General features: G+C 69.3%; 20 protein-coding genes and 1 pseudogene. 8 read left to right on the top strand and 13 right to left on the bottom strand.

The features are described from left to right. Positions 1-9: 9 nt before the first annotated feature. The 3 genes from BN940_RS01450 to BN940_RS01440 all read left to right on the top strand — a co-directional run bounded on the left by BN940_RS01450 (position 10) and on the right by BN940_RS01440 (position 5,008). Entirely contained in the window at positions 10-1,191 is a 1,182-nt protein-coding gene (locus tag BN940_RS01450) for an acetyl-CoA C-acyltransferase (protein WP_043679362.1), read from the top strand. Positions 1,192-1,377: 186 nt separating this feature from the next. Next, positions 1,378-2,979 carry a carboxyl transferase domain-containing protein gene (locus BN940_RS01445; protein WP_043679358.1) on the top strand — a complete coding sequence of 534 codons (1,602 nt, stop codon included), beginning with the start codon at positions 1,378-1,380 and terminating at the stop codon, positions 2,977-2,979. Between the two features lie 10 nt (positions 2,980-2,989). After that, positions 2,990-5,008, top strand: a complete 2,019-nt coding sequence (locus BN940_RS01440; protein WP_043679355.1) for an acetyl/propionyl/methylcrotonyl-CoA carboxylase subunit alpha — start codon at positions 2,990-2,992, stop codon at positions 5,006-5,008. A gap of 41 nt (positions 5,009-5,049) precedes the next feature. On the opposite strand, the gene BN940_RS01435 is transcribed toward BN940_RS01440, so the two are convergent. From BN940_RS01435 to BN940_RS19585, 6 genes and pseudogenes are all read right to left on the bottom strand, one after another. Next, positions 5,050-7,206: a glycoside hydrolase family 31 protein gene (locus BN940_RS01435; RefSeq protein ID WP_084330441.1), complete on the bottom strand. Its 2,157-nt coding sequence runs from the start codon at positions 7,204-7,206 to the stop codon at positions 5,050-5,052. A gap of 6 nt (positions 7,207-7,212) precedes the next feature. Then, positions 7,213-8,259: an ABC transporter ATP-binding protein gene (locus BN940_RS01430; protein ID WP_043679352.1), complete on the bottom strand. Its 1,047-nt coding sequence runs from the start codon at positions 8,257-8,259 to the stop codon at positions 7,213-7,215. Between the two features lie 30 nt (positions 8,260-8,289). Then, positions 8,290-9,339, bottom strand: coding sequence for a carbohydrate ABC transporter permease (locus BN940_RS01425; protein WP_043679349.1), 1,050 nt, complete (start codon positions 9,337-9,339; stop codon positions 8,290-8,292). A 3-nt stretch (positions 9,340-9,342) separates the two neighbouring features. Continuing rightward, positions 9,343-10,320, bottom strand: a complete 978-nt coding sequence (locus tag BN940_RS01420) for a carbohydrate ABC transporter permease (protein WP_043679346.1) — start codon at positions 10,318-10,320, stop codon at positions 9,343-9,345. A gap of 117 nt (positions 10,321-10,437) precedes the next feature. After that, positions 10,438-11,559, bottom strand: a pseudogene (locus BN940_RS01415) (ABC transporter substrate-binding protein); the annotation flags it as partial. Between the two features lie 12 nt (positions 11,560-11,571). Continuing rightward, complete coding sequence (locus BN940_RS19585) at positions 11,572-11,709, bottom strand: hypothetical protein (RefSeq protein WP_242404243.1); 138 nt, start codon at positions 11,707-11,709, stop codon at positions 11,572-11,574. A gap of 298 nt (positions 11,710-12,007) precedes the next feature. Between BN940_RS19585 and BN940_RS01410 the strand changes: the two genes are divergently transcribed. The 3 genes from BN940_RS01410 to BN940_RS01400 all read left to right on the top strand — a co-directional run bounded on the left by BN940_RS01410 (position 12,008) and on the right by BN940_RS01400 (position 14,617). Further along, on the top strand, positions 12,008-12,475 hold the full coding sequence (locus tag BN940_RS01410) for a Smg family protein (protein WP_043679343.1): 468 nt from the start codon (positions 12,008-12,010) through the stop codon (positions 12,473-12,475). A gap of 80 nt (positions 12,476-12,555) precedes the next feature. Then, the gene (gluQRS, locus tag BN940_RS01405; protein ID WP_084330440.1) at positions 12,556-13,557 is read left to right on the top strand and encodes a tRNA glutamyl-Q(34) synthetase GluQRS; all 1,002 of its coding nucleotides are present in this window, start codon (positions 12,556-12,558) and stop codon (positions 13,555-13,557) included. A gap of 130 nt (positions 13,558-13,687) precedes the next feature. Continuing rightward, complete coding sequence (locus tag BN940_RS01400; protein WP_148305014.1) at positions 13,688-14,617, top strand: 3-hydroxyacyl-CoA dehydrogenase family protein; 930 nt, start codon at positions 13,688-13,690, stop codon at positions 14,615-14,617. 25 nt (positions 14,618-14,642) lie between these two features. Here BN940_RS01400 and BN940_RS01395 read toward each other — a convergent pair whose 3' ends face one another. Further along, positions 14,643-15,683 (bottom strand): AraC family transcriptional regulator, encoded by a 1,041-nt coding sequence (locus tag BN940_RS01395; protein WP_043679341.1) that lies wholly within the window; start codon positions 15,681-15,683, stop codon positions 14,643-14,645. Between the two features lie 182 nt (positions 15,684-15,865). Here BN940_RS01395 and fabG point away from each other — a divergent pair, with 182 nt between their 5' ends. Both fabG and BN940_RS01385 read left to right on the top strand, forming a co-directional pair. Beyond that, positions 15,866-16,606 carry a 3-oxoacyl-ACP reductase FabG gene (gene fabG / locus BN940_RS01390; RefSeq protein WP_043679338.1) on the top strand — a complete coding sequence of 247 codons (741 nt, stop codon included), beginning with the start codon at positions 15,866-15,868 and terminating at the stop codon, positions 16,604-16,606. 1 nt (position 16,607) lies between these two features. Beyond that, on the top strand, positions 16,608-17,399 hold the full coding sequence (locus BN940_RS01385) for an SDR family oxidoreductase (protein WP_043679335.1): 792 nt from the start codon (positions 16,608-16,610) through the stop codon (positions 17,397-17,399). Between the two features lie 132 nt (positions 17,400-17,531). Here the strand turns inward: BN940_RS01385 and kce are convergent, their stop codons facing one another. From kce to BN940_RS01355, 6 genes are read right to left on the bottom strand one after another with little or no spacing between them, the layout of a single operon-like run. After that, entirely contained in the window at positions 17,532-18,473 is a 942-nt protein-coding gene (gene kce / locus BN940_RS01380; RefSeq protein ID WP_043679332.1) for a 3,5-dioxohexanoate:acetyl-CoA acetone transferase, read from the bottom strand. Positions 18,474-18,518: 45 nt separating this feature from the next. Then, the gene (locus BN940_RS01375) at positions 18,519-19,238 is read right to left on the bottom strand and encodes an ABC transporter ATP-binding protein (RefSeq protein WP_043685443.1); all 720 of its coding nucleotides are present in this window, start codon (positions 19,236-19,238) and stop codon (positions 18,519-18,521) included. Positions 19,239-19,240: 2 nt separating this feature from the next. Further along, on the bottom strand, positions 19,241-19,996 hold the full coding sequence (locus tag BN940_RS01370; RefSeq protein WP_043679329.1) for an ABC transporter ATP-binding protein: 756 nt from the start codon (positions 19,994-19,996) through the stop codon (positions 19,241-19,243). After that, complete coding sequence (locus tag BN940_RS01365) at positions 19,993-21,288, bottom strand: branched-chain amino acid ABC transporter permease (protein WP_052355513.1); 1,296 nt, start codon at positions 21,286-21,288, stop codon at positions 19,993-19,995. The genes BN940_RS01370 and BN940_RS01365 overlap by 4 nt, the downstream gene beginning before the upstream one ends. 4 nt (positions 21,289-21,292) lie before the next feature. Further along, positions 21,293-22,234: a branched-chain amino acid ABC transporter permease gene (locus BN940_RS01360; RefSeq protein ID WP_043679326.1), complete on the bottom strand. Its 942-nt coding sequence runs from the start codon at positions 22,232-22,234 to the stop codon at positions 21,293-21,295. Positions 22,235-22,259: 25 nt separating this feature from the next. Beyond that, positions 22,260-23,504: a branched-chain amino acid ABC transporter substrate-binding protein gene (locus tag BN940_RS01355; RefSeq protein ID WP_043679324.1), complete on the bottom strand. Its 1,245-nt coding sequence runs from the start codon at positions 23,502-23,504 to the stop codon at positions 22,260-22,262. Positions 23,505-23,696: the final 192 nt, after the last annotated feature.

The raw sequence follows: 23,696 nt of genomic DNA, 5'->3' as shown, positions 1-23,696 counted from the left end.
AGCCTCACCATGTCCGATTCCATCGTCATCGTATCCGCCGCCCGCACCCCCATGGGGGGCATGATGGGCAGCCTGTCCGGCCTGGCCGCGCATGAACTGGGCGCCATCGCGATCAAGGCCGCCGTCGAGCGCGCGGGCATCGCCGGCGACGCCGTCCAGGAAGTCATCATGGGCAACGTCCTGCAGGCCGGCCAGGGCCAGGCACCCGCCCGCCAGGCCGCCCTGGGCGCGGGCCTGCCCAAAAGCGTCGCGTGCAGCACCCTGCACAAGGTCTGCGGCTCGGGCCTGAAGGCCGTGATGCTGGCCCACGACATCATCAAGGCCGGCTCGGCCGAGGTGGTGGTGGCCGGCGGCCAGGAAAGCATGAGCAACGCCCCCTATCTGCTGCTCAAGGGCCGCCAGGGCTACCGCTACGGCCATTCCACGGTCTACGACCACATGGCCCTGGACGGCCTGGAAGACGCCTACCAGCGCGGCACCGCCATGGGCGTGTTCGCCGAGGACTGCGCCTCCAAGTACAGCTTCACGCGCGAGCAGCAGGACGCCTTCTCCCTGGAATCGCTGCGCCGCGCGCGCCAGGCCACCGAGGACGGCAGCTTCAAGTGGGAAATCGCGCCGGTCACGGTCCAGGGCCGCAAGGGCGACACCGTGATCGACACCGACGAGGCCCCCGCCAAGGCCATGCCGGAAAAGATCCCGACGCTCAAGCCCGCCTTCAAGAAGGACGGCACGATCACGGCGGCCAACGCGTCCTCGATCTCCGACGGCGCCTCGGCGCTGGTGGTGATGAGCGCCGCCAAGGCCAAGGAACTCGGCGCCGCGCCCCTGGCGCGCATCGTCGGCCACACCCAGTTCTCGCACGATCCGCAGTGGTTCACCACCGCCCCGGTCGGCGCGATCCAGAAGCTGCTGGACAAGGCCGGCTGGCAGGCCGGCGACGTCGATCTGTACGAGATCAACGAAGCCTTCGCCGTGGTGACCATGGCCGCCATGGCCGACCTGAAGATCCCGCACGACCGGGTCAACATCCACGGCGGCGCCACCGCCCTGGGCCATCCCATCGGCGCCTCCGGCGCGCGCCTGCTGACCACGCTGATCGGCGCCCTGCGCAAGACCGGCGGCAAGCGCGGCATCGCCTCGCTGTGCATCGGCGGCGGCGAAGCCGTGGCCCTGGCCGTCGAAATGCTGTAAATCCCACGCAGTACCCGCGGATGAGTCCGGACACCGGGCAGCCCCTGCGGACTGCCCGGTGCCCGACGAATCGGAGCGCCTTGCAAGGCGCGACGTGGGGAGATGCCACAAGTTTGAAACTGGCCCCCACAGTCTGATGAATCCGTGCAGCATGCAGGCCATTTTTCTTTACTTCCAGGAACCGACATGCCGGTCATCGAGTCCCGCATCAACCCACGATCCCAGGAATTCCAGGACAACGCCCGCGTCATGCGGACGCTGGTCGACGATCTGCGCGAGCGCATCGCCCGCACGGCGCAGGGCGGCGGCGAAACGGCCCGCGCCCGGCACCTGGCGCGCGGCAAGCTGCTGCCGCGCGAGCGGGTCGAGCGCCTGCTCGATCCCGGCACCCCCTTTCTCGAACTGTCGCCGCTGGCGGCGCTCGACGTCTACGACAACGCCTCGCCCGGCGCGGGCCTGATCACCGGCATCGGCCGGGTGGGCGGCACCGAATGCGTGATCGTCTGCAACGACGCCACGGTCAAGGGCGGCACCTACTACCCGCTCACGGTGAAAAAACACCTGCGCGCCCAGGAAATCGCCCAGCAGAACCACCTGCCCTGCATCTACCTGGTCGATTCGGGCGGCGCCAACCTGCCCAACCAGGACGAGGTCTTTCCCGACCGCGACCACTTCGGCCGCATCTTCTACAACCAGGCCGTCATGTCGTCCATGGGCATCGCCCAGCTGGCCGTGGTGATGGGCTCCTGCACCGCCGGCGGCGCCTACGTGCCCGCCATGAGCGACGAATCCATCATCGTGCGCAACCAGGGCACGATCTTCCTGGGCGGCCCGCCCCTGGTCAAGGCCGCCACCGGCGAGGAAGTCTCGGCCGAGGACCTGGGCGGCGGCGACGTGCACACCCGCCTGTCGGGCGTGGCCGACCACCTGGCCGAGAACGACACCCACGCGCTGCGCCTGGCGCGCGACGCGGTGGCGCGGCTCAACCGCCCGGCCCCGCCCGCGCCCGGCCCCTGGGCCGAGCCCCTGTACGACCCGGCCGAGCTGGACGGCATCATCCCCCAGGACACGCGCAAGCCCTACGACGTGCGCGAGGTCATCGCGCGCATCGTGGACGGCTCCGACTTCGAGGAATTCAAGGCGCGCTTCGGCACCACCCTGGTCACGGGCTTCGCGCGCATCTACGGCATGCCGGTGGGCATCATCGCCAACAACGGCATCCTGTTCTCCGAGGCCGCGCAGAAGGGCACGCACTTCATCGAACTGTGCTGCCAGCGCAATATCCCCCTGGTCTTCCTGCAGAACATCAGCGGCTTCATGGTGGGCCGCAAATACGAGAACGAAGGCATCGCCCGCCACGGCGCGAAGATGGTCACGGCCGTGTCCACCGCCTCGGTGCCGAAATTCACGGTGCTGATCGGCGGCTCCTTCGGCGCCGGCAACTACGGCATGTGCGGCCGCGCCTTCGGCCCGCGCCTGCTGTTCCTGTGGCCCAACGCGCGCATCTCGGTCATGGGCGGCGAGCAGGCCGCCAGCGTCCTGGCCACCGTGCGGCGCGACAGCATCGAACGCAAGGGCGGCGCCTGGTCCGCCGACGAGGAAGACGCCTTCAAGGCGCCCATCCGCGCCCAGTACGAGCGCGAGGGCCATCCCTACTATTCCACCGCGCGGCTATGGGACGACGGCATCATCGCGCCGTCCGACACGCGGCGGGTGCTGGGCCTGGGCCTGGCCGCCGCCCGTCACGCCCCGGCCGAAGCCACCCGCTTCGGCGTGTTCAGAATGTAAGGAAACCGCCGTGTTCGACACCCTCCTCATCGCCAACCGCGGCGAGATCGCCTGCCGCATCGCCGCCACCGCCCGCCGCATGGGCATCCGCACCGTCGCCGTCTATTCCGACGCCGACGCCGACGCGCGCCACGTCCACGCCTGCGACCGCGCCGTGCGCATCGGCGGCCCGGAGCCCGCCGCCAGCTACCTGCGCGCCGACGCCATCCTGGACGCCGCCCGCCGCACCGGCGCCCAGGCCGTCCACCCGGGCTACGGCTTCCTGTCGGAAAACGCCGAATTCGCCCGCGCCTGCGCCGACGCCGGCCTGGTCTTCGTCGGCCCGCCGGTGGACGCGATCGCCGCCATGGGCAGCAAGTCCGCCGCCAAGACCCTGATGTCCGGCGCCGACGTGCCCCTGGTGCCCGGCTACCACGGCGAGCGCCAGGAAGCCGGTTTCCTCCAGGAGCAGGCCCGCACCATCGGCTACCCCGTGCTCATCAAGGCCAGCGCGGGCGGCGGCGGCAAGGGCATGCGCATCGTCCACGCCGACGCCGAATTCCAGGCTGCCCTCGCCTCCTGCCAGCGCGAGGCGGCCAGCAGCTTCGGCAACGCCCAGGTCCTGATCGAGCGCTACCTGACCAAGCCGCGCCACATCGAGATCCAGGTCTTCGCCGACACGCACGGCCAGTGCGTGCACCTGTTCGAGCGCGACTGCTCGGTGCAGCGGCGCCACCAGAAGGTCATCGAGGAAGCCCCCGCCCCCGGCATGACGCCCGAGCGGCGCGAGGCCATGGGCCGCGCGGCCGTGGCCGCCGCCCAGGCCGTCGGCTACGTCGGCGCCGGCACGGTGGAATTCATCGCCGAGCCCGACGGGCGCTTCTACTTCATGGAAATGAACACCCGGCTGCAGGTCGAGCACCCGGTCACCGAGGCCATCACCGGCCAGGACCTGGTGGAATGGCAACTGCGCGTGGCCGCCGGCCAGCCGCTGCCGCTGCGCCAGGACCAGCTGCGCATCCAGGGCCACGCCATCGAGGCGCGCATCTACGCCGAGAATCCGGACAAGGACTTCCTGCCCAGCATCGGCCGCCTGGACGCCCTGCAATGGCCGCCGCACGTGGTCTTCCAGACCGGCCCCGTGCGCGTGGACGGCGGCGTGCGGGAAGGCGACACGATCTCGCCGCACTACGACCCGATGATCGCCAAGCTGATCGTCCACGGCCAGGACCGCGAGCAGGCCCGCCAGCGGATGCTGCGCGCGCTGGGCGCGGTGCGCGCCACCGGCGTGCAGACCAACATCGCCTTCCTGGGCCGCCTGATGGACGACCCGGCCTTCGCCGCCGCCGACCTGGACACCGGGCTGATCGAACGCGAGCACGAGCGCCTGTTCCCCGCGCCGCGGGACTGCGAGGACGGCGCGCTGGCCCTGGCCGCCGCCGCGCTGCTGCACCACGACGGCCTCGCCCGCCCCGGCGCCCTGGCGGCGGACGCCGGCCCCTGGAGCCAGGCCGACGGCTGGCGCGTGGGCGGACGCTACGAGCGCATCCTGGTCGTGAAGGACGCGCGCGGCGAACGCGCCGTGCATCTGCGCCGCGACGGCCGGGACTGGACCCTGGCGGTGGACGACCGCCCCGCCCAGGACTTCCACTGGCAGGCCGAGGGACGCCACCCGGCCCGCGTCCGCGTCCGCCTGGGCGAGGCCGAGGCGCGCGGCGACGTCCACCGCGACGGCGCGCGCCTGGACGTCTTCGCCGAGGGCCGGCGCCAGACGCTGGAATGGCGCGACCCGCTCGCCCTGGCGGCCGCGTCCGCCGACGACGCGGCCGGCGGCCTGAGCGCCCCCATGCCGGGCAAGATCCTGTCGGTCGCGGTCGCGGCGGGCGACGTGGTGACGCGCGGCACGCCGCTGATCGTCATGGAGGCCATGAAGATGGAGCACACCATCGAAGCGCCGCACGACGGCACGGTGCGGGAGGTCTTCTACGCCGTCGGCGACCAGGTGACCGAAGGCGCGACCCTGATCGACCTGGAGGCCGGGGCGGATTGAGCCCCTGCGGACGCCGGGTTCCGGACCCGGCGTCCGCAGGGCTAGAAAGTCAGCACGTCGCTGACAGGATCGTCGTGGGCGGCGAGCTTCCCGGGCCGGGGGGATGACACGGGAATGCGTGCCCCCTGGCGCGCGAAGATCGGCAGGCGCTCCAGGGGCGCCTCGACCTCGTGGCACCGCCCCGACTCAAACGCTTCTCCGGTATCCAGGGCGAACCAGCGGCCGCCCTGCGGCAGCACCGGCAGATAGACGCGCCGCCGCACCAGTCCTTCCTCGACGACCGGGGCGATCAACAGCCAGTCGCCGAGCATGAAGTCGTCGGAATCCTCGAAGCACCGGTCGTCACCGGGAAAGTTGAAGAAGGTCGGCCGGATGATCGGCACGTCGTCCCGGCACGCCTGCTCGACGCACTGCCAAAGATAAGGCATCAGGCGATAGCGCAGATTGATGGCGTCGCGCACGGCATCCTCGACTTCCGGGTGCATCCAGGGCAGGTTGGTGACGCCGTTCGTCTTCCAGGAATTCATCACCATCCGCGGATTGAGGCTGCAGGCCTGCACCCATCGCAGCAACAGTTCCGGGTCCGGCACGGGACCGCAGAACCCGCCCACGTCATGGCCGATGTTGAACATGCCCGACAGGCTCATTTGCAGGCCCGTCCGGATGTTCCACTTCAAGGTCTTCCAGCTGGTGGAATTGTCGCCCGACCACGTCTGGGCATAGCGCTGCAAGCCCGGAGGGCCCGCCCGCGTCACGGTATACACGGGCTGATCGTCGCCCTGGGCGCGCGCATGGTCCCGCTGGGCGTCGAACGTCGCCCGGGTCATCAGCAGACTGTGCAGCGGACGGCTGCGGTGCATCGGAATCGGCCGCCCCCAGCCCGCCGAATAGGCGTCCTCGGCCTGGATGGCGTATTCGTTGTTGTCGTTCCAGCCGACGTCGATGCCCTGGTCGAGGATCTGTTCCTTCAACTGCCGCTGCCACCAGGCCACGGCCTGGTCGCGCGTGAAGTCCAGATGCGAACCCTGTCCATCCCAGAAGGGCTCCAGAACGGGTTCGCCGCTGCCCCGATGCAGAATGAACGCGCCTTCCCGCGCCAGAGACTCGTAGGCGGGGTGATCGTCCAGCAGGCACGGCTTCAGGTTGGCCACGAGACGCATCCCCGCGGCGTGGAATTTGGCGTTGATCGCCCGCGGGTCCGGGAACTTGCTGCGATTCCAGGTGAATACGTACCGCCGCTTGCCACGGCTCGAATAACCGGACCCGTAATGAAAGGCTGAAATCGGGATCCGGTGCTCGGCGCACTGATCGATGAAGGCGTCCAGGCGCTGCTGCGCATCGGGCGCATCGGGCAGGCCCATGGCCGTCTGCGCATAGCCCAGCGACCAGCGCGGCGGCAGGTGCGTGCCGCCGATCAGGCGAACGAACTGCGCCACGACCTCGGCGGGCGTCTCGCCCACCATGATGGTGTAATCGAGATCGCCGTCGTCGATCTCGACCGTGCGGAAAAAACCGTGATAGTTGTCGTGCTCGCAGCCCAGATCGAACGTGCAGGCCGCAAGCGTATCGTAATAGACCCCCGTCCAGAGCCCATCGACCGTGCGCGTCAGGACGAACGGCCAGTGCTTGTACAGCGGATCGCCGGTCCGGGCATCGTAGCCCAATGAATCCTGGCCCATGCAGCGCAGCCGCCGTCCGTGCAGATCGAGCGGGCCCGTCTTGTCCCCCAGGCCGAAATACCGTTCTTCGGGGTGCCGCGCCACGCAGTGGCGCAACAACCCGGTGCGGGTCTCCGCCAGGTACGCGCTCGTTGCCCGGTCCGACTGGTACAGGCGGCCGGTCCGCGGATCCACCCACTCCAGCCCGATGGGCCGATGCGCCGATCCCTGCAGGCGGACGGCAAGGCGCCCCGTGGACAGCTGCAGCGGCGCCTGCTCATGGCAGGCGAGTGCCGGCCTCTCGAATCCGTCCAGGCTGTCGCGTTCGCGTCCGTCCCAGGGCACATCCCGCCCCGGCACGGGGCTGATCGCCCACGTGCGCGGTTCCCGGAAGCCCTGCGCGGGCCGCCAGCTGAAACGCGCCATGGTGGGCGAGAGGAACACCAGCCGCAGCTCTCCTCCGTCATCCAATATCGCCCGGGCGTCGGCATCCGCCGCGCCCGGGCTCATCTGCCAGCCTGCTGTCTTCAATGGGGTCATAGGGTTTCAGGTCCTCTCGATCAGTGGGTCGATCCGTTGGTCGTTTTCATCGAACGCATGCACGTGCTCCGGCGCGGCGCTCAGGCGGATCACCGGCTCCCGCTCCAGGCCGGTTCCACCGGCCATCAGCGCCTCGACGAGCGTGCCGTCGCCCAGCCGCGCGCGGACGAGCCACTGCGCGCCCAGATACTCGCGGCCCGTCACCGTCATGGAAAGCCCGCCGCCCTCCGGGGCCGGCACCCAGTGCTCGGGGCGTATGCCCACCCGACGCGCACCCGGCGGGACGCGGGAAGCCAGGACGGGATCCTGCCGCGCGCTCCCGACCGGCAGGAAATTCATGCGCGGGCTGCCGATGAAGCCCGCCACGAACGTGTTGCAGGGCCGCTCGTACAGTTGCTGCGGCGTGCCCACCTGCTCGATGCGGCCGGCGCGCAGCACGACGATCTTGTCGGCCATGGACATCGCCTCGACCTGATCATGCGTGACGTAAATCATGGTCGCCCGCAGGCGTTGGTGCAGATCGCGCAATTCGGCGCGCATGGAGACCCGCAGCTCCGCATCCAGATTGGACAGGGGTTCGTCGAACAGGAATATCTTGGGATTGCGCACGATCGCGCGGCCGATCGCCACGCGCTGGCGCTGTCCCCCCGAGAGCTGGGTGGGCTTGCGCTCCAGCAGCTGGTCCAGGCGCAGCAAGGCGGCGGCCTGCCGCACCTTTTCCCGGATGTCGGCCCGGGGAACGCGGGCATTCTCCAGGCCGAACGCCATGTTGGCGTATACGGTCATGTGCGGATACAGCGCATAGGACTGGAAGACCATCGCGCAGCCCCGGTCCGCGGCGCCGACGTCGATGACGGACTCGCCGTCGATCAGGATCTCGCCGCCGCTGGGGGCGTCCAGGCCGGCGATCAGGCGCAGCAGGGTGGACTTTCCGCAACCGGACGGCCCGACGAAGACGACGAATTCCCCATGGTCGACCTGGAGATCGACACCGGGGATCACCGTGGTCTGATCGAACGATTTCCGGACGGATCGGAGTTCAAGAGTGGACACGCGCAGGTTCCTGAAAAAAAGCCGGACGGATCACTTGACGCCGGCGCTTGCGATGCCGGCCGCGATGTAGCGCTGCAGGAAGGCGAACGCCGCCGTCACGGGGACGAGCGTGATGACGGTCATGGCCAGCAGATAATGCCACTGCGTATTGAGCTCTCCCTGGAAGGAGTTGAGCGCCAATTGCAGCGTGAATACGTCGCTCTTCGACAGCACGATCAAGGGCAGAAGAAAGTCGTTCCAGCGCCACATCACGGAGAAGATGGCCAGCACGGCCAGCGCCGGCGCCGAAAGAGGCAGCATGATGCGCCAGTAGATGCGCCATTCGCTGGCATGGTCCATGCGCGCGGCCTCGATCAGTTCATCGGGGATGGTCAGCATGTACTGCCGCAGCAGGAACACGCCCGTGGGGCTGGCCACCGCGGGCAGGATGACCCCCCATAAATCGTTCAGCAGCCCCACCTGGTCGATCACCAGGAAGACGGGAACCAGGATGATCGTGGGCGGCACCATCAGAGTGGCGATGATCAGCAGGAAGACGGCCCTGCTTCCCTTGAAACGGTATTTCGACAGCGCGAACGCGGCCATGGAATTGAGCAGCAGGGTCAGCACGGTGGCCACGACCGTGATGAAGACGCTGTTCCACAAATAGGTGCCGAACGTGAATTTGCCGAATATGTCCGTGTAATTGCACCAGGCAAACGACAGCTGGTTGACGGGAGAGCGGTCGTCGATGCCGACGCGCAGCGTCTTGCCCGGCGCATCCGGATCCACCATCGTGGCGGTGAGGCCCACGCGGCGCACCTGGGCCAGGGTCTTCACGCTGCCGTCGGGCTGTTTCACGTCGAAGACGGGCAGGGGCTTTTCATGGCCGGGCACCTGGACGACACGCTGGGCATACGGCAGAAATGTGGGCGGAAACTGCCCGATGGACGCCTCGGTCTTCAGCGAAGACATCACGAGCCACACCACCGGCCCGAACATCATCAGCAGGCCGATGAACAGATAGGCGTAGCTGAGCACGTCGGTCCAGTGCAGGCGGCCCCGCCCGCGCGTTCTCGACAGGAATCGGAAGAGACCCATGTCCTAGCCCTCCTTTCCCGCCCGCTCGTTCGCGCGGCCCAGCCTCAGCTGCAGCAGGGTCAGCACCACCAGGAAGGCGGCCAGCGCCAGCGAAGCGGCCGCGGCCAGCCCGTACAGGTGGATCTGCTCGGCGAACCCGGTCTGATAGATGAACTGCACGATGAAGGTCGTGGCCGAACCGGGGCCGCCGCCGGTCAGGACGAAGACCTCGTCGAAGATCTGGACGGCGCGGATGGCGGCCAGCACCAGCACCACGACGAGATTGGGCATGAGCAGCGGCAAAGTGATGCGCGTCAGCGTCCGCCACGGGCTCGCATGGTCCATTTCCGCCGCTTCGTAGATATCGCGCGGGATGGCCTGCAGCCCCGCCAGCAGGATGAGGGTATAGAACCCCATGTGGGCCCAGATCGACACGAAGATCGTCCAGAAGAAGGCCCAGCCCGCGTCGGACAGCCAGTTGACCGGCGACAGCCCCGCCGCCGCCAGTCCCGCATTCAGGACGCCCTGGCTTTGCAGCATCCATTTCCAGAGCAGCGCGACGACCACCGGCGACAGCAGGACCGGATAGAAGAACACGCCGCGCCAGAAGCCCCTGCCCAGGATCTTGCGATTGAGCACCACCGCCGTCAGGACGGAAAAAACCAGCATCAGCGACACCTGCAGCAGGCTGAACTCCAGCGTATTGAGGATCGCGCGCCAGAAGATGTCCCGATTGCAGGTGGACAGGTCCAGGTAGTCGCCGCACTGGAAAAGCGTCCGGAAGTTCTCCGCGCCCGTGAACGGACGCTCGAAGGGAAGGAGCTTGACCCCGCCCGTCGTCGCGTACACGAAGTTGATCGCGATGGGCACGAAGGTGAAGATGCCGAACAGGATCAGGTTCGGTCCCACGAAAAGCCAGCCCAGGCGGGACAAGCCCAGCCGGCGCTGGAACCAGGCGAAGACCGGCTCGAACAGATTGAAAAACGGCGAGAGGACGTTCATCGAAGAAATCCTGCAAAAAAGGCCGGACCGGCAGCCTCCCGGCCGCGCCGCGGCGAAGCCCGGGACGCCTCGGGCACGGGCACCGGCGGCGGCTTCGGCACCGGCAGCCGCGCCGATCTACTGCCGCGCCTGGCGCAAGGCATCCTGCATGTCGGACCGGATCCGCGCAATCGCCTCGTCCACCGTCAGCTCGCCCACGATCGCCTGGGTCACGCGAGTCACCGTCGGCAGCATGATCGCCCGGTTGTACTTGTAGCCCTGCAGGCGATAGGCGGCGGGCGCCACGCTCGGCGCGGTGGCGCTGATCGCCTTCAGCGCATCGCCGGCCGCCCGGTCGGCGTCCGGATAGGAGACGCCCTTGGCGACCAGCCCCGCATGGGCCGGAATGTTGTTGGTCCGGCTCGTGAATTCCTCGTAGGCCGGCTCGGAGGCCAGGAAGTCCAGGAATGCGGCGGCTTCCTTGTGCGCATGGCCGACTTTCAGCGGCACCCACGCGGCGCCGCCCGGCATGCCGCTGCACGCCGCCGTGCCGCAGGGATTGGGAACCGCGACCCAGTCGAACGCATCGCCGATGCTGCGCTGCAGGCGGCCGATCTGCCAGCTGCCGGACAGCACCATCACGACATTGCCGTTGATGAACTCGTCCAGGGAATCCGCATACGTCGATCCGCCCGTGCCGACCCACACGTCGCGCAGCATCGTGCCGTCCTTGTTCCAGCCGACGAACTTCCTGACCGTCGTGGCGTAGCCCTCGTCGATCGTCAGCTCGCCCCGCGAGTCGAAGATGGCGGCGCCATAGCTGATCGCGGGACCGGCGAACCGATGCCCCGAACGATCCCAGGCCATGGCGGCCTTCACCCGCGTCGCCTGGGCGACCTGGCGGGTCGCCCGGACCCAGTCGTCCCAGGTCGCCTTCGGTCCCGGCAAGGCGACATTGGCCTGCTCGAACAGGGTCTTGTTGACGAAGGGCGCGGTCAGGGTCAGCTGGGACATGAACCCATAAATGCCCTTGGCGTCGGGCGAGGGGCGCAGCCAGGCCGCCGTGGAGGCGAAGTTCCTGTCCCAGTATTCCCGGTCCTTCAGGTAGGGGGAAATGTCGAGATAGTATTTGGACAAGCCGTTGAGATCCGTGACGCGCGCAATGTCCGGCCCGCGCCCCGCCGCCAGCTGGACGGGCAGCTGTTCGAGGATCGTCCGGAATGGCACGGTGTCCACGATGACGTGGATGCCCGGATTCTGCGCCTCGAACCGCTATGCGAGATCGGCGGTCACCTCGCACTCCACGCCGTCCTGATAGCACATGACGCGTACGTCGGCAGCCATGGCCCCCCCTGCCGACGCGAGCAGCACGCATGCCGCCGCCATCGAATGCCTGAAGGAATGCTTCATCTGAGCCTCCTGTAGCCCTGTCGCTTGCATGTCCGGATCGAACGAAGATCCACAAAAAACAAACAAAAACGAATCAAAATTTTTTCGTTTCTGTAATATTACGGGTTTTATCATAGACATCTGATGTATGACCACTATCGAAATCCCTTAGTCGTCCCTGAATGGAGCCGCCTGGAATCCGCCCTAAGGTACGACGATAGGCAAGACACGCGTCATTCCATGGCATAGTGAATTCCCGCTGGCCACCATCCGCCCCAAGCCAAGTACACTATCAGGGAATATCGCCTCGCCATCCGCCATGTACGACATCCTGGTTTATCTCTTCGAGAACTACTACACGCCGCAGGCCTGCCCGCGCGCCGAGGTCCTGGCCAGCAAGCTGGCGGCCGCCGGGTTCGAGCACGAAGACATCGACGACGCGCTGAACTGGCTGCGCGACCTGGCCAGCACCACCGAGCGCTGCCTGCCGCTGGCCGTCATGCGCGACGCCCAGCGCGACGCCGCGCGCGTCTACACCGACGAGGAATACGCCGCGCTGGGCACCGAGGCCATCGGCTTCATCAGCTTCCTGGAAAATTCCGGCAGCCTGTCCCCGGTGCTGCGCGAGATCCTGATCGAGGCGGCCCAGGCGGCCGACCACTCGCCGCTGTCCCTGGCCGAGATCAAGGTCCTGGCGCTGATGGTCCTCTGGAGCCAGGAGGCCGAGGTGGACCACCTGGTGTTCGAGGAACTGCTGACCGACGACGAAGGCCGGCAGTCCCACTGAGCCCTCCGTCCCGGACGGCCCAGGCGCCCTGCCGCGCGCCACCGGCCGCCGGCCTTCCGCTCCCGGCCCCCCCGCCCCCGATGACCCAGCCGAACGAATCCGCCGCCCCGCCGGACGCGGCGCGGCCCGCCGCGGCGGCGGGCGGGCCCGCGTACGTGGGCCGCTTCGCGCCCAGCCCCAGCGGCCCCCTGCACGCCGGCTCGCTGGTCGCGGCCCTGGCCAGCTACCTGGACGCCCGCGCGCACCGCGGCCGCTGGCTGCTGCGCATCGAGGACATCGACGAGCCCCGCACCGTGCCCGGCGCCGACCGCGTCATCCTGCGGCAGCTGGAGGCCCTGGGCCTGCGCTGGGACGGCGAGCCCGTGTGGCAGACGCGGCGCCATCCCCTGTACGGGCGCGCGTTCGCCCGGCTGCGGGCCGCCGGGCGCGTCTACGGCTGCGCCTGCGTGCGGCGCGAGCTGCCGCCCGGCCCCTATCCCGGCACCTGCCGGCCGGCCGGCGCGCCACGGGACACACCGCAGGCATCCGCCGCAAACGCCGCTTTGCCGGCCGGCGCACCACCCCACCCCGCGCAGCGCCCCATCCGCAGCTGGCGCTTTCTCGTCGAACCGGGCGTGGAGACCTTCGTGGACCGCTGGCTGGGCCCGCAGTCCCAGGACGTGGCCGCCGAAGTCGGGGACTTCATCGTCCGGCGCGCCGACGGCCTGTGGGCCTATCAGCTGGCCGTGGTGGTGGACGACGGCGAGCAGGGCGTCACCGACGTGGTGCGCGGCGCCGACCTGCTGGATTCCACGGCCCGCCAGCGGCAGCTGGCGCGCGCCCTGGGGCTGACCCCGCCGCGCGTGCTGCACGTGCCGCTGGTCGTGGATGCGCAGGGGCGCAAGCTGTCCAAGCAGAACCACGCGCCCGCGCTGGACGTGTCGCGCCCCCTGGACTGCCTGCGGACGGCCTGGCGGTCCCTGGGATTCGCCGAGCTGCCCGCCGCCACGCCGCAGGCCTTCTGGCCCGAGGCCACCGCGCAATGGGCGCGGCGCTTCGGGGCTGGCGGCCCGCACGGCGCGATGTCCTCTCCGCACCCCTAAATGTCCTCCCGGGATCTTATCGCGCACCGCCCGTCCGCGTAGCATGGCCCGCAACCATACGACCGGAATTGGGCCGGAAGCGGACCGGAGGGACACGGCATTGAAGACACGCGCGCAACGGAAAATCCAGGTGGCCGTCATCGGCGCCGGCCTCATGGGGCGCGGCATCGCCCAGGTGTTCGCGGCGGCCGGCCACGAGACGGCCCTGGGCGACGCGGACGGAGACGTGCTGCGGGCGGCGCCCGGGCACATCGCCCGCAACCTGGAGCAGATGGGCGAGGAGCCCGGCGCGATCCTCGCCAGGCTGCGCCTGCGCGCCTCGCTGGACGAGGCCGTCGCCGGCGCCGGCATCGTCATCGAGGCGGCGCCCGAGCGGATCGAGCTCAAGCAGCGGCTCTTCGCCGACATCGCCGCCGCGGCCCCGCGGTCCGCGATCCTGGCGAGCAACACCTCCGTCATCCCGATCACCCGCATCGGGCAGGACCTCGATCCGCAGGCGCGCTCGCGCCTCGTGGGCACGCACTGGTGGAACCCGCCGCATCTCGTCCCGCTCGTCGAAGTCGTGCACACCGATCACACGTCCGACGCCGTCTTCGAGGACACCTTCGCGCTCCTGCGAGCGGCCGGGAAATCCCCGGTCAAGGTCCTGCAGGACGTGCCGGGGTTCATCGGCAACCGCCTGCAGCACGCGCTGTGGCGCGAGGCCATCGCCCTCGTCCAGCGCGGGGTGTGCGACGCGCAGACCATCGACCAGGTCGTCAAGCAGAGCTTCGGGATGCGGCTGCCCGTGCTGGGGCCGATGGAGAACGCGGACCTCGTGGGGCTCGAACTGACCCGCGAGGTCCACCGCATCCTCTTTCCCGACCTGGACGGCGGCAAGGAGCCCTCGCCGCTCCTTGGCGAGCTGCTCGGCCGGGGCCACCTGGGCATGCGGACCGGCCGGGGCCTGCGCGCCTGGACGCCCGCGCAGGCCGAGGCGGTGCGGGAGCGGCTGGCGCTGCACCTGATCGCGCTGCGGGCGTCGGCGCCGCCCGCGGACCCGGAGGCCGGGCCGGCGTGAGACCGGGCCGGAGGGCGCGGCCGCGCTAGTCCGGATCCGCGGCCTGCCGGTATTCCCGCGTCGTCTTGCCCGTCCAGCGCTTGAAGGCGCGGCGGAAGTTGGTAGGCTCGGAGAATCCCAGCAGCAAGGCGATGTCGTCGCCGTTCATCTCGGTGGTGCGCACGTATTCCACCGCCAGGGAGGAGCGCACGTCGTCCAGGATCGCCGAAAAGGAGGTGCCTTCCGCGCGCAGGTGCCGCCGCAGGTTGCGCGAGGTCATGCCCAGCTGGGCCGCGATCGCCTCCATGCCGGGGAACTCCCCGGGCCGGCGCAGCAGGCGCTGATAGACCTCGCCCGCCATGCCCGCCAGGGTCCTGGCGTTGCTGATGAGGCCTTCGCAGGTCTGCTGCAGCACGGCCGCCGTCAGCCGGTGCGCCAGCAGGGGGCGCTGGTCCAGGATGGCCGCATCGTAGTGCAGCTCGCATTGCGCATGGCCGAATTCGCAGGGGCAGCCCAGGAAGCGCTCGTAGATCGCGGCATGGGCGGGCGCCGCGTACGAGAAATACGCCTTGACGGGAAAGCAGGGCCGGCCGAACACGTCCTGCAGATGCGTCACGTGCTGGGTGTACTGCTGCTCGATCAGGAAGCGGCGGATGTCCGGCGATTCGTTGCACACGATCGCATCGGGGAAGGTCCAGACCGCCCGGCCGTCCCGCTCCGCCCACTCGATGGTGAGGGTCGGCGTGGCCAGCGAGTGGTATTTCACGCCCAGCAGGAAGTAATCGCGCATCTGCAGGCACGACATGAGGGCATAGCCGTACATGCCATAGGCGGAGAGATGCAGCCGCGAACCCGTCAGGAACGGCGTGGCGGGGTCGGCCGACAGGGCCAGGGCATTGCCGCAGACTTCCACGTACTGCCGGATCGACGTGAGCGCCGTGGCGTCGTAGATGCGGTTCTCGTCCACCCCGGTGCCCTGCAGGCTGCGCGCGGGCGGGATCCCCTGCTCGGCCAGCACCTCCACCAGGGCGGCGATCTTGTAGGGCGCGTAGATGCGTTCGTTATAGGTGGGCGGGCGATTTCGCATGATGAACGGTGTTTCCGATAAAGATATGCGTGCGTCCGGAATCGATCTTATCATCCATCCGGGAGTCGATTACTCTTTCCCGAGGGCCGCGCGCGGCCTGCGCCGGCAGGCCGGGGCAGGCACGGCCATGCGGGCACATCCATACAGGCACATTCCACACAGGTCGGGAGACGAGGATCAGCATGAAACTACAAGGCAAGGTGGCACTGATTACCGGCGCCGCACGCGGAATCGGCGCGGCAACCGCACTCAGGTTCGCCCAGGAAGGCGCCGCCGTCGTCGCGTGCGACGTCCACGAGGACGCCGTGCGGCACACCCTCGACGGCTGCCGCGGCGCCGGGGCGACCGCCATCGGGCTGGCGGCCGACGTCACCGACCGAGCCAGCATGGGACAAGCGGTCGACGCCATCCTGGCGCGGTTCGGCCGGATCGACATCCTGGTGAACAACGCCGGCATCACGCGCGACGCCCGCTTCGAGAAAATGACCGAGGCGCAATTCGACGCCGTGATCGACGTCAACCTGAAAGGCGTCTTCAATGCCGCCCAGGCCGTCGTCCCCGGCATGATCGAACGGGGCAGCGGCGTCATCCTGAACGCCAGCTCCGTGGTCGGACTCTACGGCAACTTCGGCCAGACCAACTACGTGGCCGCCAAATCCGGCGTCATCGGTTTCACCCGGACCTGGTGCCGCGAACTCGGCCCCAAGGGCATCCGGGTGAACGCCGTGGCGCCCGGCTTCATCCAGACGCCCATGCTCGACAGCGTGCCGGACAGCGTGCTGACGCGCATGAGCGAGCAGGTCCCGCTGCGCCGCCTCGGCCAGCCCGAAGAAGTCGCCCATCTCTACGCCTTCCTGGCCAGCGACGAGGCCAGCTACATCAACGGCGCGGTGATCGAGGTCACCGGCGGACTGAGGATCTGACATGTCGATCACCCAACGATTGCGGGTTCCCCCGGGGCTGAAGGTCCTGGTCACCGGCGGCGCCGCCGGCATCGGCGCCGCCATCGCGGAAGGCTTCCTGGAAGCGGGCGCCCGCGTGTACGTCTGCGACATCGATGCGCAGGCGCTGGACGGCTTCCGCCGGCGCCACCCCGCCGCCCTGGGCGCCGTCGCCGACGTCGGCCGGGAAGAGGCCGCCGCGCAGGCGGTGCACGAAGCCGTGCGGGCGATGGACGGCCTGGACGTGCTGGTGAACAATGCCGGCATCGCCGGCCCCACCGGCGGCATCGACGCGCTGGCCACCCCCGACTGGGAGCGCACGGTCGGCACCAACCTGAACAGCCAGTTCTATTTCCTGCGCCATGCCGTCCCTCACCTGAAACGATCCGCACACAGTCCGCACATCGTCGCCATGTCCTCCGTGGCGGGCCGCCTGGGCTATCCCTTCCGCACGCCCTACGCCGCAACGAAATGGGCCGTCGTGGGGCTGATGAAATCCCTGGCGGCGGAGCTCGGCCCCGAAGGCGTCCGCGTCAATGCCGTCCTGCCCGGCGTCGTCGCCGGCCCGCGCATGGACCGCGTCATCGCGGCGCGCGCCCAGGCCCTGGGCCTGGACGAGGCGGCCATGCGGCAGCAGTATCTCGACAGGATCTCCCTGCGCCGCATGGTGTCGGCCGAGGACATCGCCGCGATGGTGCTGTTCCTGTCCACGCCGGCGGCCGCGAACGTCACGGGCCAGGCCATCAGCGTGGACGGCAACGTCGAATACCTGTAATACCGGCAGGCCGACATCCGCTTCCGCAAACCCGCCTCCGCAAGCCCGGGGGCCCGCGGGCCCGGGGCCTGGGCGCGCGCCACCTCGCAGTGCGCCGTCCGGCCCGGCCCCGGAAGCCGGCCCGGAACCGGACTAGAAGCCCACGGCGCCGGCCCCCTTCAGGCCCAGCATGTCCCGCACCTCGCGGGGCGTGGCGATCTCCAGCGACAGCTCCTCCAGGATGCGGCGGATCTTGCGCACCTGTTCCGCATTCGAGGGCGCCAGCTCGCCGCGCGACAGGAACAGGCTGTCCTCCAGCCCCACGCGGACGTTCCCGCCCATGACCGCCGACATCGTGGCCAGGGCCATCTGGTGCCGGCCCGCGCCCAGGACGGAAAAGCGGTAGTTCTCCCGGCCGAACAGATGGTCGGCGACGCCGCGCATGTGCGCCAGGTTGGCCGGATCCGCGCCGATGCCGCCCAGCACGCCGAAGATGAACTGGATGAACAGCGGGGCCTGCACCAGCCCCTCGTCCACGAAGTGGGCCAGGTTGTAGAGATGCCCCACGTCGTAGCACTCGAACTCGAAGCGCGTGCCGTGGGCCTGCCCCAGGGTCCGCAGGATGTGCGCGATGTCCTTGAACGAGTTGCGGAAGATCTGATCTTCCATACCCTCGACGTAGGGCTTTTCCCAGTCGTGCTTCCATTCGCCGATGCGGCGCGCGACGGGATGGATGGAGAAATTCATCGAGCCCATGTTCAGGGAGCACATCTCGGGCCTGGCCTGCAGCGGATACGCCAGGCGCTCGGCCAGGCTCATGCGCGTCGTGCCCCCCGTCGTGATGTTGATGACGGCGTCGGTGGCCGCCTTGATCCGCGGCACGAAACGCGCGAAGACCGCCGGGTCGGGCGTGGGCCGGCCGTCGGCCGGGTCGCGCGCATGCAGGTGCAGGATGGCGGCGCCCGCCTCGGCCGCCTCGACGGCCTGCGCCTCGATCTGTTCCGGCGTCAGGGGCAGGTGCGGCGACATCGACGGCGTATGGATGCCGCCGGTGACGGCGCAGGTGATGATGACCTTGTCATGCTTGCGTTTCATGTTTCCGTTTCCATGCATCTGCGCGGCCCCGCGGGGCCGCAAGGTTCAAACCGCCAGCCATTGCGCGAGCAGTTCGTCATTTCCGGCGATCTCCTGCGGCGCGCCCTCGCGCACGATCCGGCCATGGCCCATCACGCACATGCGCGTGGACACGCGCAGCGCGATGGTCAGCTTCTGCTCCACCAGGACGACCGACACGCCCCGCCGGTGGATGTCCTGGATGCAGTCGCTGACCGCGGCGACGATCTGCGGCGCCAGGCCCTCGGTGGGCTCGTCGATCAGCAGCACCCGCGGGTTCCCGAGCAGCGACCGGCAGATCGTCAGCATCTGCTGCTCGCCGCCGGACAGGCTGCCCGCCAGAGTGCCGCGCCGTTCCTTCAGGCGGGGGAAATAGTCGAACATCTGCGCCACGGTCCAGGCGGGCACGCCCTCGGGGCAGGGCTGCTCGCCCATGCGCAGGTTCTCGTCGACCGTCAGGTTGGCGAACACTTCGCGCGCCTCCGGCACGTAGGCGATCCCGGCGCGCGCGATCTCGTAGGGCCGCCGCCCGGCCAGGGCGCGGCCGCCGAGCGCGACCTCGCCCGACGAGGGCGGCAGCAGCCCCATGATGGCCTTCAGCGTGGTGGACCGGCCCGAACCGTTGCGTCCGACCAGGCCGACGACCTCGCGCGGCCGCACGTCGAAGCTCACGCCGCGCAGGACGTGGCTCTTGCCGTAGTGCGCATGCAGGTCCCGGACGCTCAGCAGCGGCGTTTCCGTCGTCATGATCATGTCGTGGCCTCCTCGCCCAGATAGGCTTCCCTGACCCGGGGATCCGCGCGGATCTCCTCCGGCGTGCCGCTGGCGATCACCTCGCCGTAGACCAGCACGCTGATGCGGTCGCTGAGCGCGAACACGACCTCCATGTCGTGCTCCACGATCAGCAGGGCGCGCCCCTCCGTCACCTCGCGGATGAGCGCCGTGGTGTAGCTCGTCTCCTCGCGCGACATGCCCGCCATGGGCTCGTCGAGCAGGATGATGCGGGGGTCCGACGCCAGCGTCATGGCGATTTCCAGCGAGCGCTGCTCGGAGTAGGACAGCTCCCCCGCCGCTGTGGCCGCCCGATGGGACAGCCGGACGCTTTCGAGCAGGGACTCGCTGCGCTCCCGCACGGGGCCGTTGCGGTCGATCAGACGCCAGAAGCAGTATTGCAGGCCGTGCGACCGCATCACCGCCAGGCGGATGTTCTCGAAGACCGTCAATTGCGGAAAGAGATTGGTGATCTGGAACGACCGCGCCAGGCCGAGCCGGTTGACGGCCTGCGGACTGTGTCCGGCGATGGACCGGCCCGCCAGCCGGATTCCGCCCGCGCTCGGGCGCAGCTGGCCGGAAATGAGATGGAACAGCGTCGATTTGCCGGCCCCGTTGGGGCCGATGACCGCATGCCGTTCGTGCGCGCCCACCTCCAGGCTGACGCCGCGGATGATCTCCACCGGGCCGAAGGACTTGCGCACGCCGTCGAGGACGAGGACGGGAGGATTCATGTCGGCCTCCGTTCGGCCATGGCGCCGGCCAGCGGATCCCGCTGCGCGGGCGCCGCATCGCGCAGGCGGCCGGCGGCGGCCGAGGCCGCCCGCCAGCAGAGCCAGCCCAGCGCGGCGAGCGCCGCGGGCACCAGCCAGGTCAGCACGCCCGTGGGCGACCACTCCCGGCCGAACAGGGCGATCGCGGGCCATTCCCAGGCGCCCGCCGCCCGGGCCAGGCTGCGATAGTCCTGCGAGAAGAGCCGCTGCAGCAGTTCCGTGAGGAACACCGCGGCGGCGGCGCAGCCGGCGCCGGCCAGCAGGTAGAGACCCGCCGCGGGCGCCACCGCCCGCAGGCCGTAGCGCTTCGCAAAGCCGCCGGCCAGTTCCAGCAGGCCCGCCAGCCCCGTGGGCATGAACATGATGACGAGGACGAACAGCGCCCCCTGGTACAGCAGCCAGGACTGCGTCAGGTCCGAGACCGCGTAGCCGAAGAAGGTCACCAGCGCCGCCCCCAGGGCCGGCCCCAGGAACGCGTGGACGCCGCCGATGTAGGTGTTCAGCACGACGGCGGCCGACAGCGAGGTGTCGAACACGACGTAGTTGGCCGATTCGTTGCTCAGGACCTGGAGGCCGCCGGCGATGCCGGAGAACATGCCCGACAGGGCGAAGATCAGCACGCCGATGCGGTGCACGTCGTAGCCGAGGAAGCGCAGGCGATGGCCGTTCTCGCGCAGCCCCAGGGCGAGGCGCCCGAGGGGCGTGCGGGTCAGCAGGTACAGCAGCGCCAGGCTCGCCAGGACCCAGGCGAGCGTCAGGTAGTAGACCTCCGCGATCGAGCCGAACGAGAGGCCCCAGGCCGGCATGCGCATCGACGAGATGCCGGCCTCGCCGCCGAAGACGCTCCGCAACTGCGGCGCGAGGGCGTGCAGCAGCTCGGCGATCGCCAGCGTGATCATGGCGAAGTACGCCCCCGTGCGCTGGGTCGAGAACCAGCCCGCCGCCAGGCCGGCCAGCAGGCCGCCCGCCGCCCCGATCAGCGGCATCCACGGCGTGGGCAGCAGCCCCGTTCCCCCCAGCGCGTTCATGGCGTGGATGGTGGCGAAGGCGCCCACCCCGAAATAGGCGGAATGGCCGAAGGACAGCATGCCGGCATGGCCGCACAGCAGGTTGTAGGCGCAGGCGAACAGCGCGGCGATCAGCATGGAGATCGCCGCGTTCACCAGGCCGTCCGGCAGCGCCAGCGGCACCGCGGCCAGCGCCGCCACGCCGGCACAGAGCAGAATCACGCGGGTTTTCAGGTGCGTTTCCATGCATTCACTCCTTCTCGCCCATGAGCCCGCTCGGGCGCACGAGAAGCACCAGCAGCATCAGGGCGAACGGCAGGCTCGCGGCCAGGCTGGACACTTTCAGGGCCAGCAGCCCGCCGGCCTCCTGGGCGAACCCTCCGAGGCCCGCCCAGGCCAGCAGGTCGGCGGGCGTGGCGTCGATGCCCACCGCCACCGAGGTCACCACGCCGATGAGCAGCGACGCCAGCATCGCGCCCTCCAGCGAGCCGAGGCCGCCGATCACCACCACCACGAACACCAGCACGCCCAGTTCCAGCGCCATGTTCGGGCTGGTGGTGTAGAAGGCGCCGGCCACTGCGCCCGCCAGCCCGGCCATGGCGGCCCCCACGCCGAAGACGCCCATGAAGACGCGCGGCACGTTGTGGCCCAGCGCCTCGGCCATCTCCGGCCTGTGGATGGCCGAGCGCACGATGATCCCCACCCGCGTGCGCGACAGCAGCAGGTAGATCACCGCGAACATGCCGATGGCCACGATGCCCATGAAGAGGCGGTAGGCCGGATAGTCCAGGCCGCCCAGCGTGAAGGCCGCGAAATCCAGGGCCGCCGGCACGCGGTAGTTCACGGGATAGTTGCCGAAGAACAGCTTGATCAGCTCCACGATGATGAACGACAGGCCGAAGGTGATCAGCAGCTCGTGGGCATGCCCGTGCCGGTGCACGCGCCGCAGCATGTGGCGCTCGACCAGGATGCCGATGCCCGCGACCAGCAGGGGCGACACGACGATCGCCGGCCAGAAGCCGGTCAGGTCCTGCAAGGCATAGGCGAAATAGGCGCCCAGCATGTAGAACGAGGCGTGTGCGAAGTTGAGGATGCCCATCATGCCGAAGATGAGCGTCAGTCCGGCCGACACCATGAACAGGAGCAGGCCGTAGACGACGCCATTCAGCAGCGGGGTTGCGAGATGTTCCATGACGTCCCCCTGGTTGCGGCGGCGGTCAGTCGGGCCGCTGCATCCGGCACGCGGCCTGGGCGGGCACGGCGGCCTCCTGCGCGGTGAACCGCTTCACCGGCTTGAAACCCAGGTCCGTGCCGTCCGCCTTGTAGCGCGCCTCGCGCGACACGACCGACACGGCCAGCGGCAGCAGGGCCTGGTGATCCTGCGCCCGCATGCTGAGGGTGCCCATGGGGGTTTCGACCGAGGCCTGCTCGATCTGCAGCGCCAGCTGGCGCACGTCCAGCGTGCCGTCGCCGGCCGGCACGCGCTTCAGCGCCTGGCCCACCAGCAGCATCCCGAAGACCGTCTGCGGCTCGATGAAGGTCGGCGCATGGCCCGTCCTGGCCTCGTAGTCCCGCACGAACGCCTCGCCCGCCGCGCCGGCCGCCTCGGCATTGAAGGTCTGCGCGACATAGCCGCCCAGCGCCACCTCGCCCGCATTGGCGATGTTGCCGGGCTGGTCCAGGTAGACCGTGCCGAAGCGCGCCTTGAGGCCGGCCGCCCTGGCGGCCTTCATGAGCAGCAGCAGGTCGCTGCCCCAGTTGCCCGTCATCACCGTATCCGCCTGCGCGGCCGCGATCTTGTTCACGTAGGGGGAAAAATCCTGGATCTTGCCGACGTCGTGCAGGGTTTTCTCGACCACGGTATAGCCGCCGGCCGCCGCGGCGTCCACGATGGCCTGCTCCATGTCCTGCCCCCAGGAATAGTTCTGGTCGATCGCATAGACGCGGGCGCCCAGGGCTCCGTCCTGCTTCATGCCGGCCACCAGCGCCCCGACCCGCATCGGTGCGTTGCCGGCGACGCGGAAGTGATAGAACTGGCACTTGTCGCCGGTGAGCGACTGCGCCTCGGCGCCCACGTTCAGATAGATCAGCTCGCGCCCGCGGTTGCGCAGGTTCCACTTGCGGACGTCCTCGGTGATCTGTCCGCCGATGGCGGAGGAGGCGCCCTGGACGACGATCTTCGCGCCGTCGGAGATGGCTGCCTTCAGCTTGTCGGCCGCGCCCGCCGGGCCGCCCTGGTTGTCGTATTCCAGCAGTTCCAGCGGCTGCCCGTGCCAGCCGCCCTCGGCGTTGATGCGGTCCACCGCGTAGCGCACGGCGGAGCGGTAGCTCAGGCCCGTCGAGGCCTGCGGGCCGGACAGCGTCTCCACGAGGGCGATCTTGACGGGTGCGGCCGCCGCCAGCGCCGACGCGAACAGCAGGCCGGGCAGCAGCGCCATCTTCAGCACAGAATGGGATTTCATGAGGGTCTCCTCCATGAGAGCGATCGGCCGGCGCGTCCGTACGCACCGGCTGAAAGGCATGTTAGAGACCGCCTCCGACCCATTACAGGTCCATTCAGGACATCACCGTATCCTTGCCGGACATGCAGGCCTATGGCTTACCCTAATGCCGGAGGACCTTGGCGCGCCCGTTGCAGCGCTTCGTCCAGCGCC

The organism is Castellaniella defragrans 65Phen (assembly GCF_000612685.1).
GTDB classification, from domain to species: domain Bacteria; phylum Pseudomonadota; class Gammaproteobacteria; order Burkholderiales; family Burkholderiaceae_B; genus Castellaniella; species Castellaniella defragrans.
This window is presented reverse-complemented; position numbering and strand designations above follow the sequence as displayed.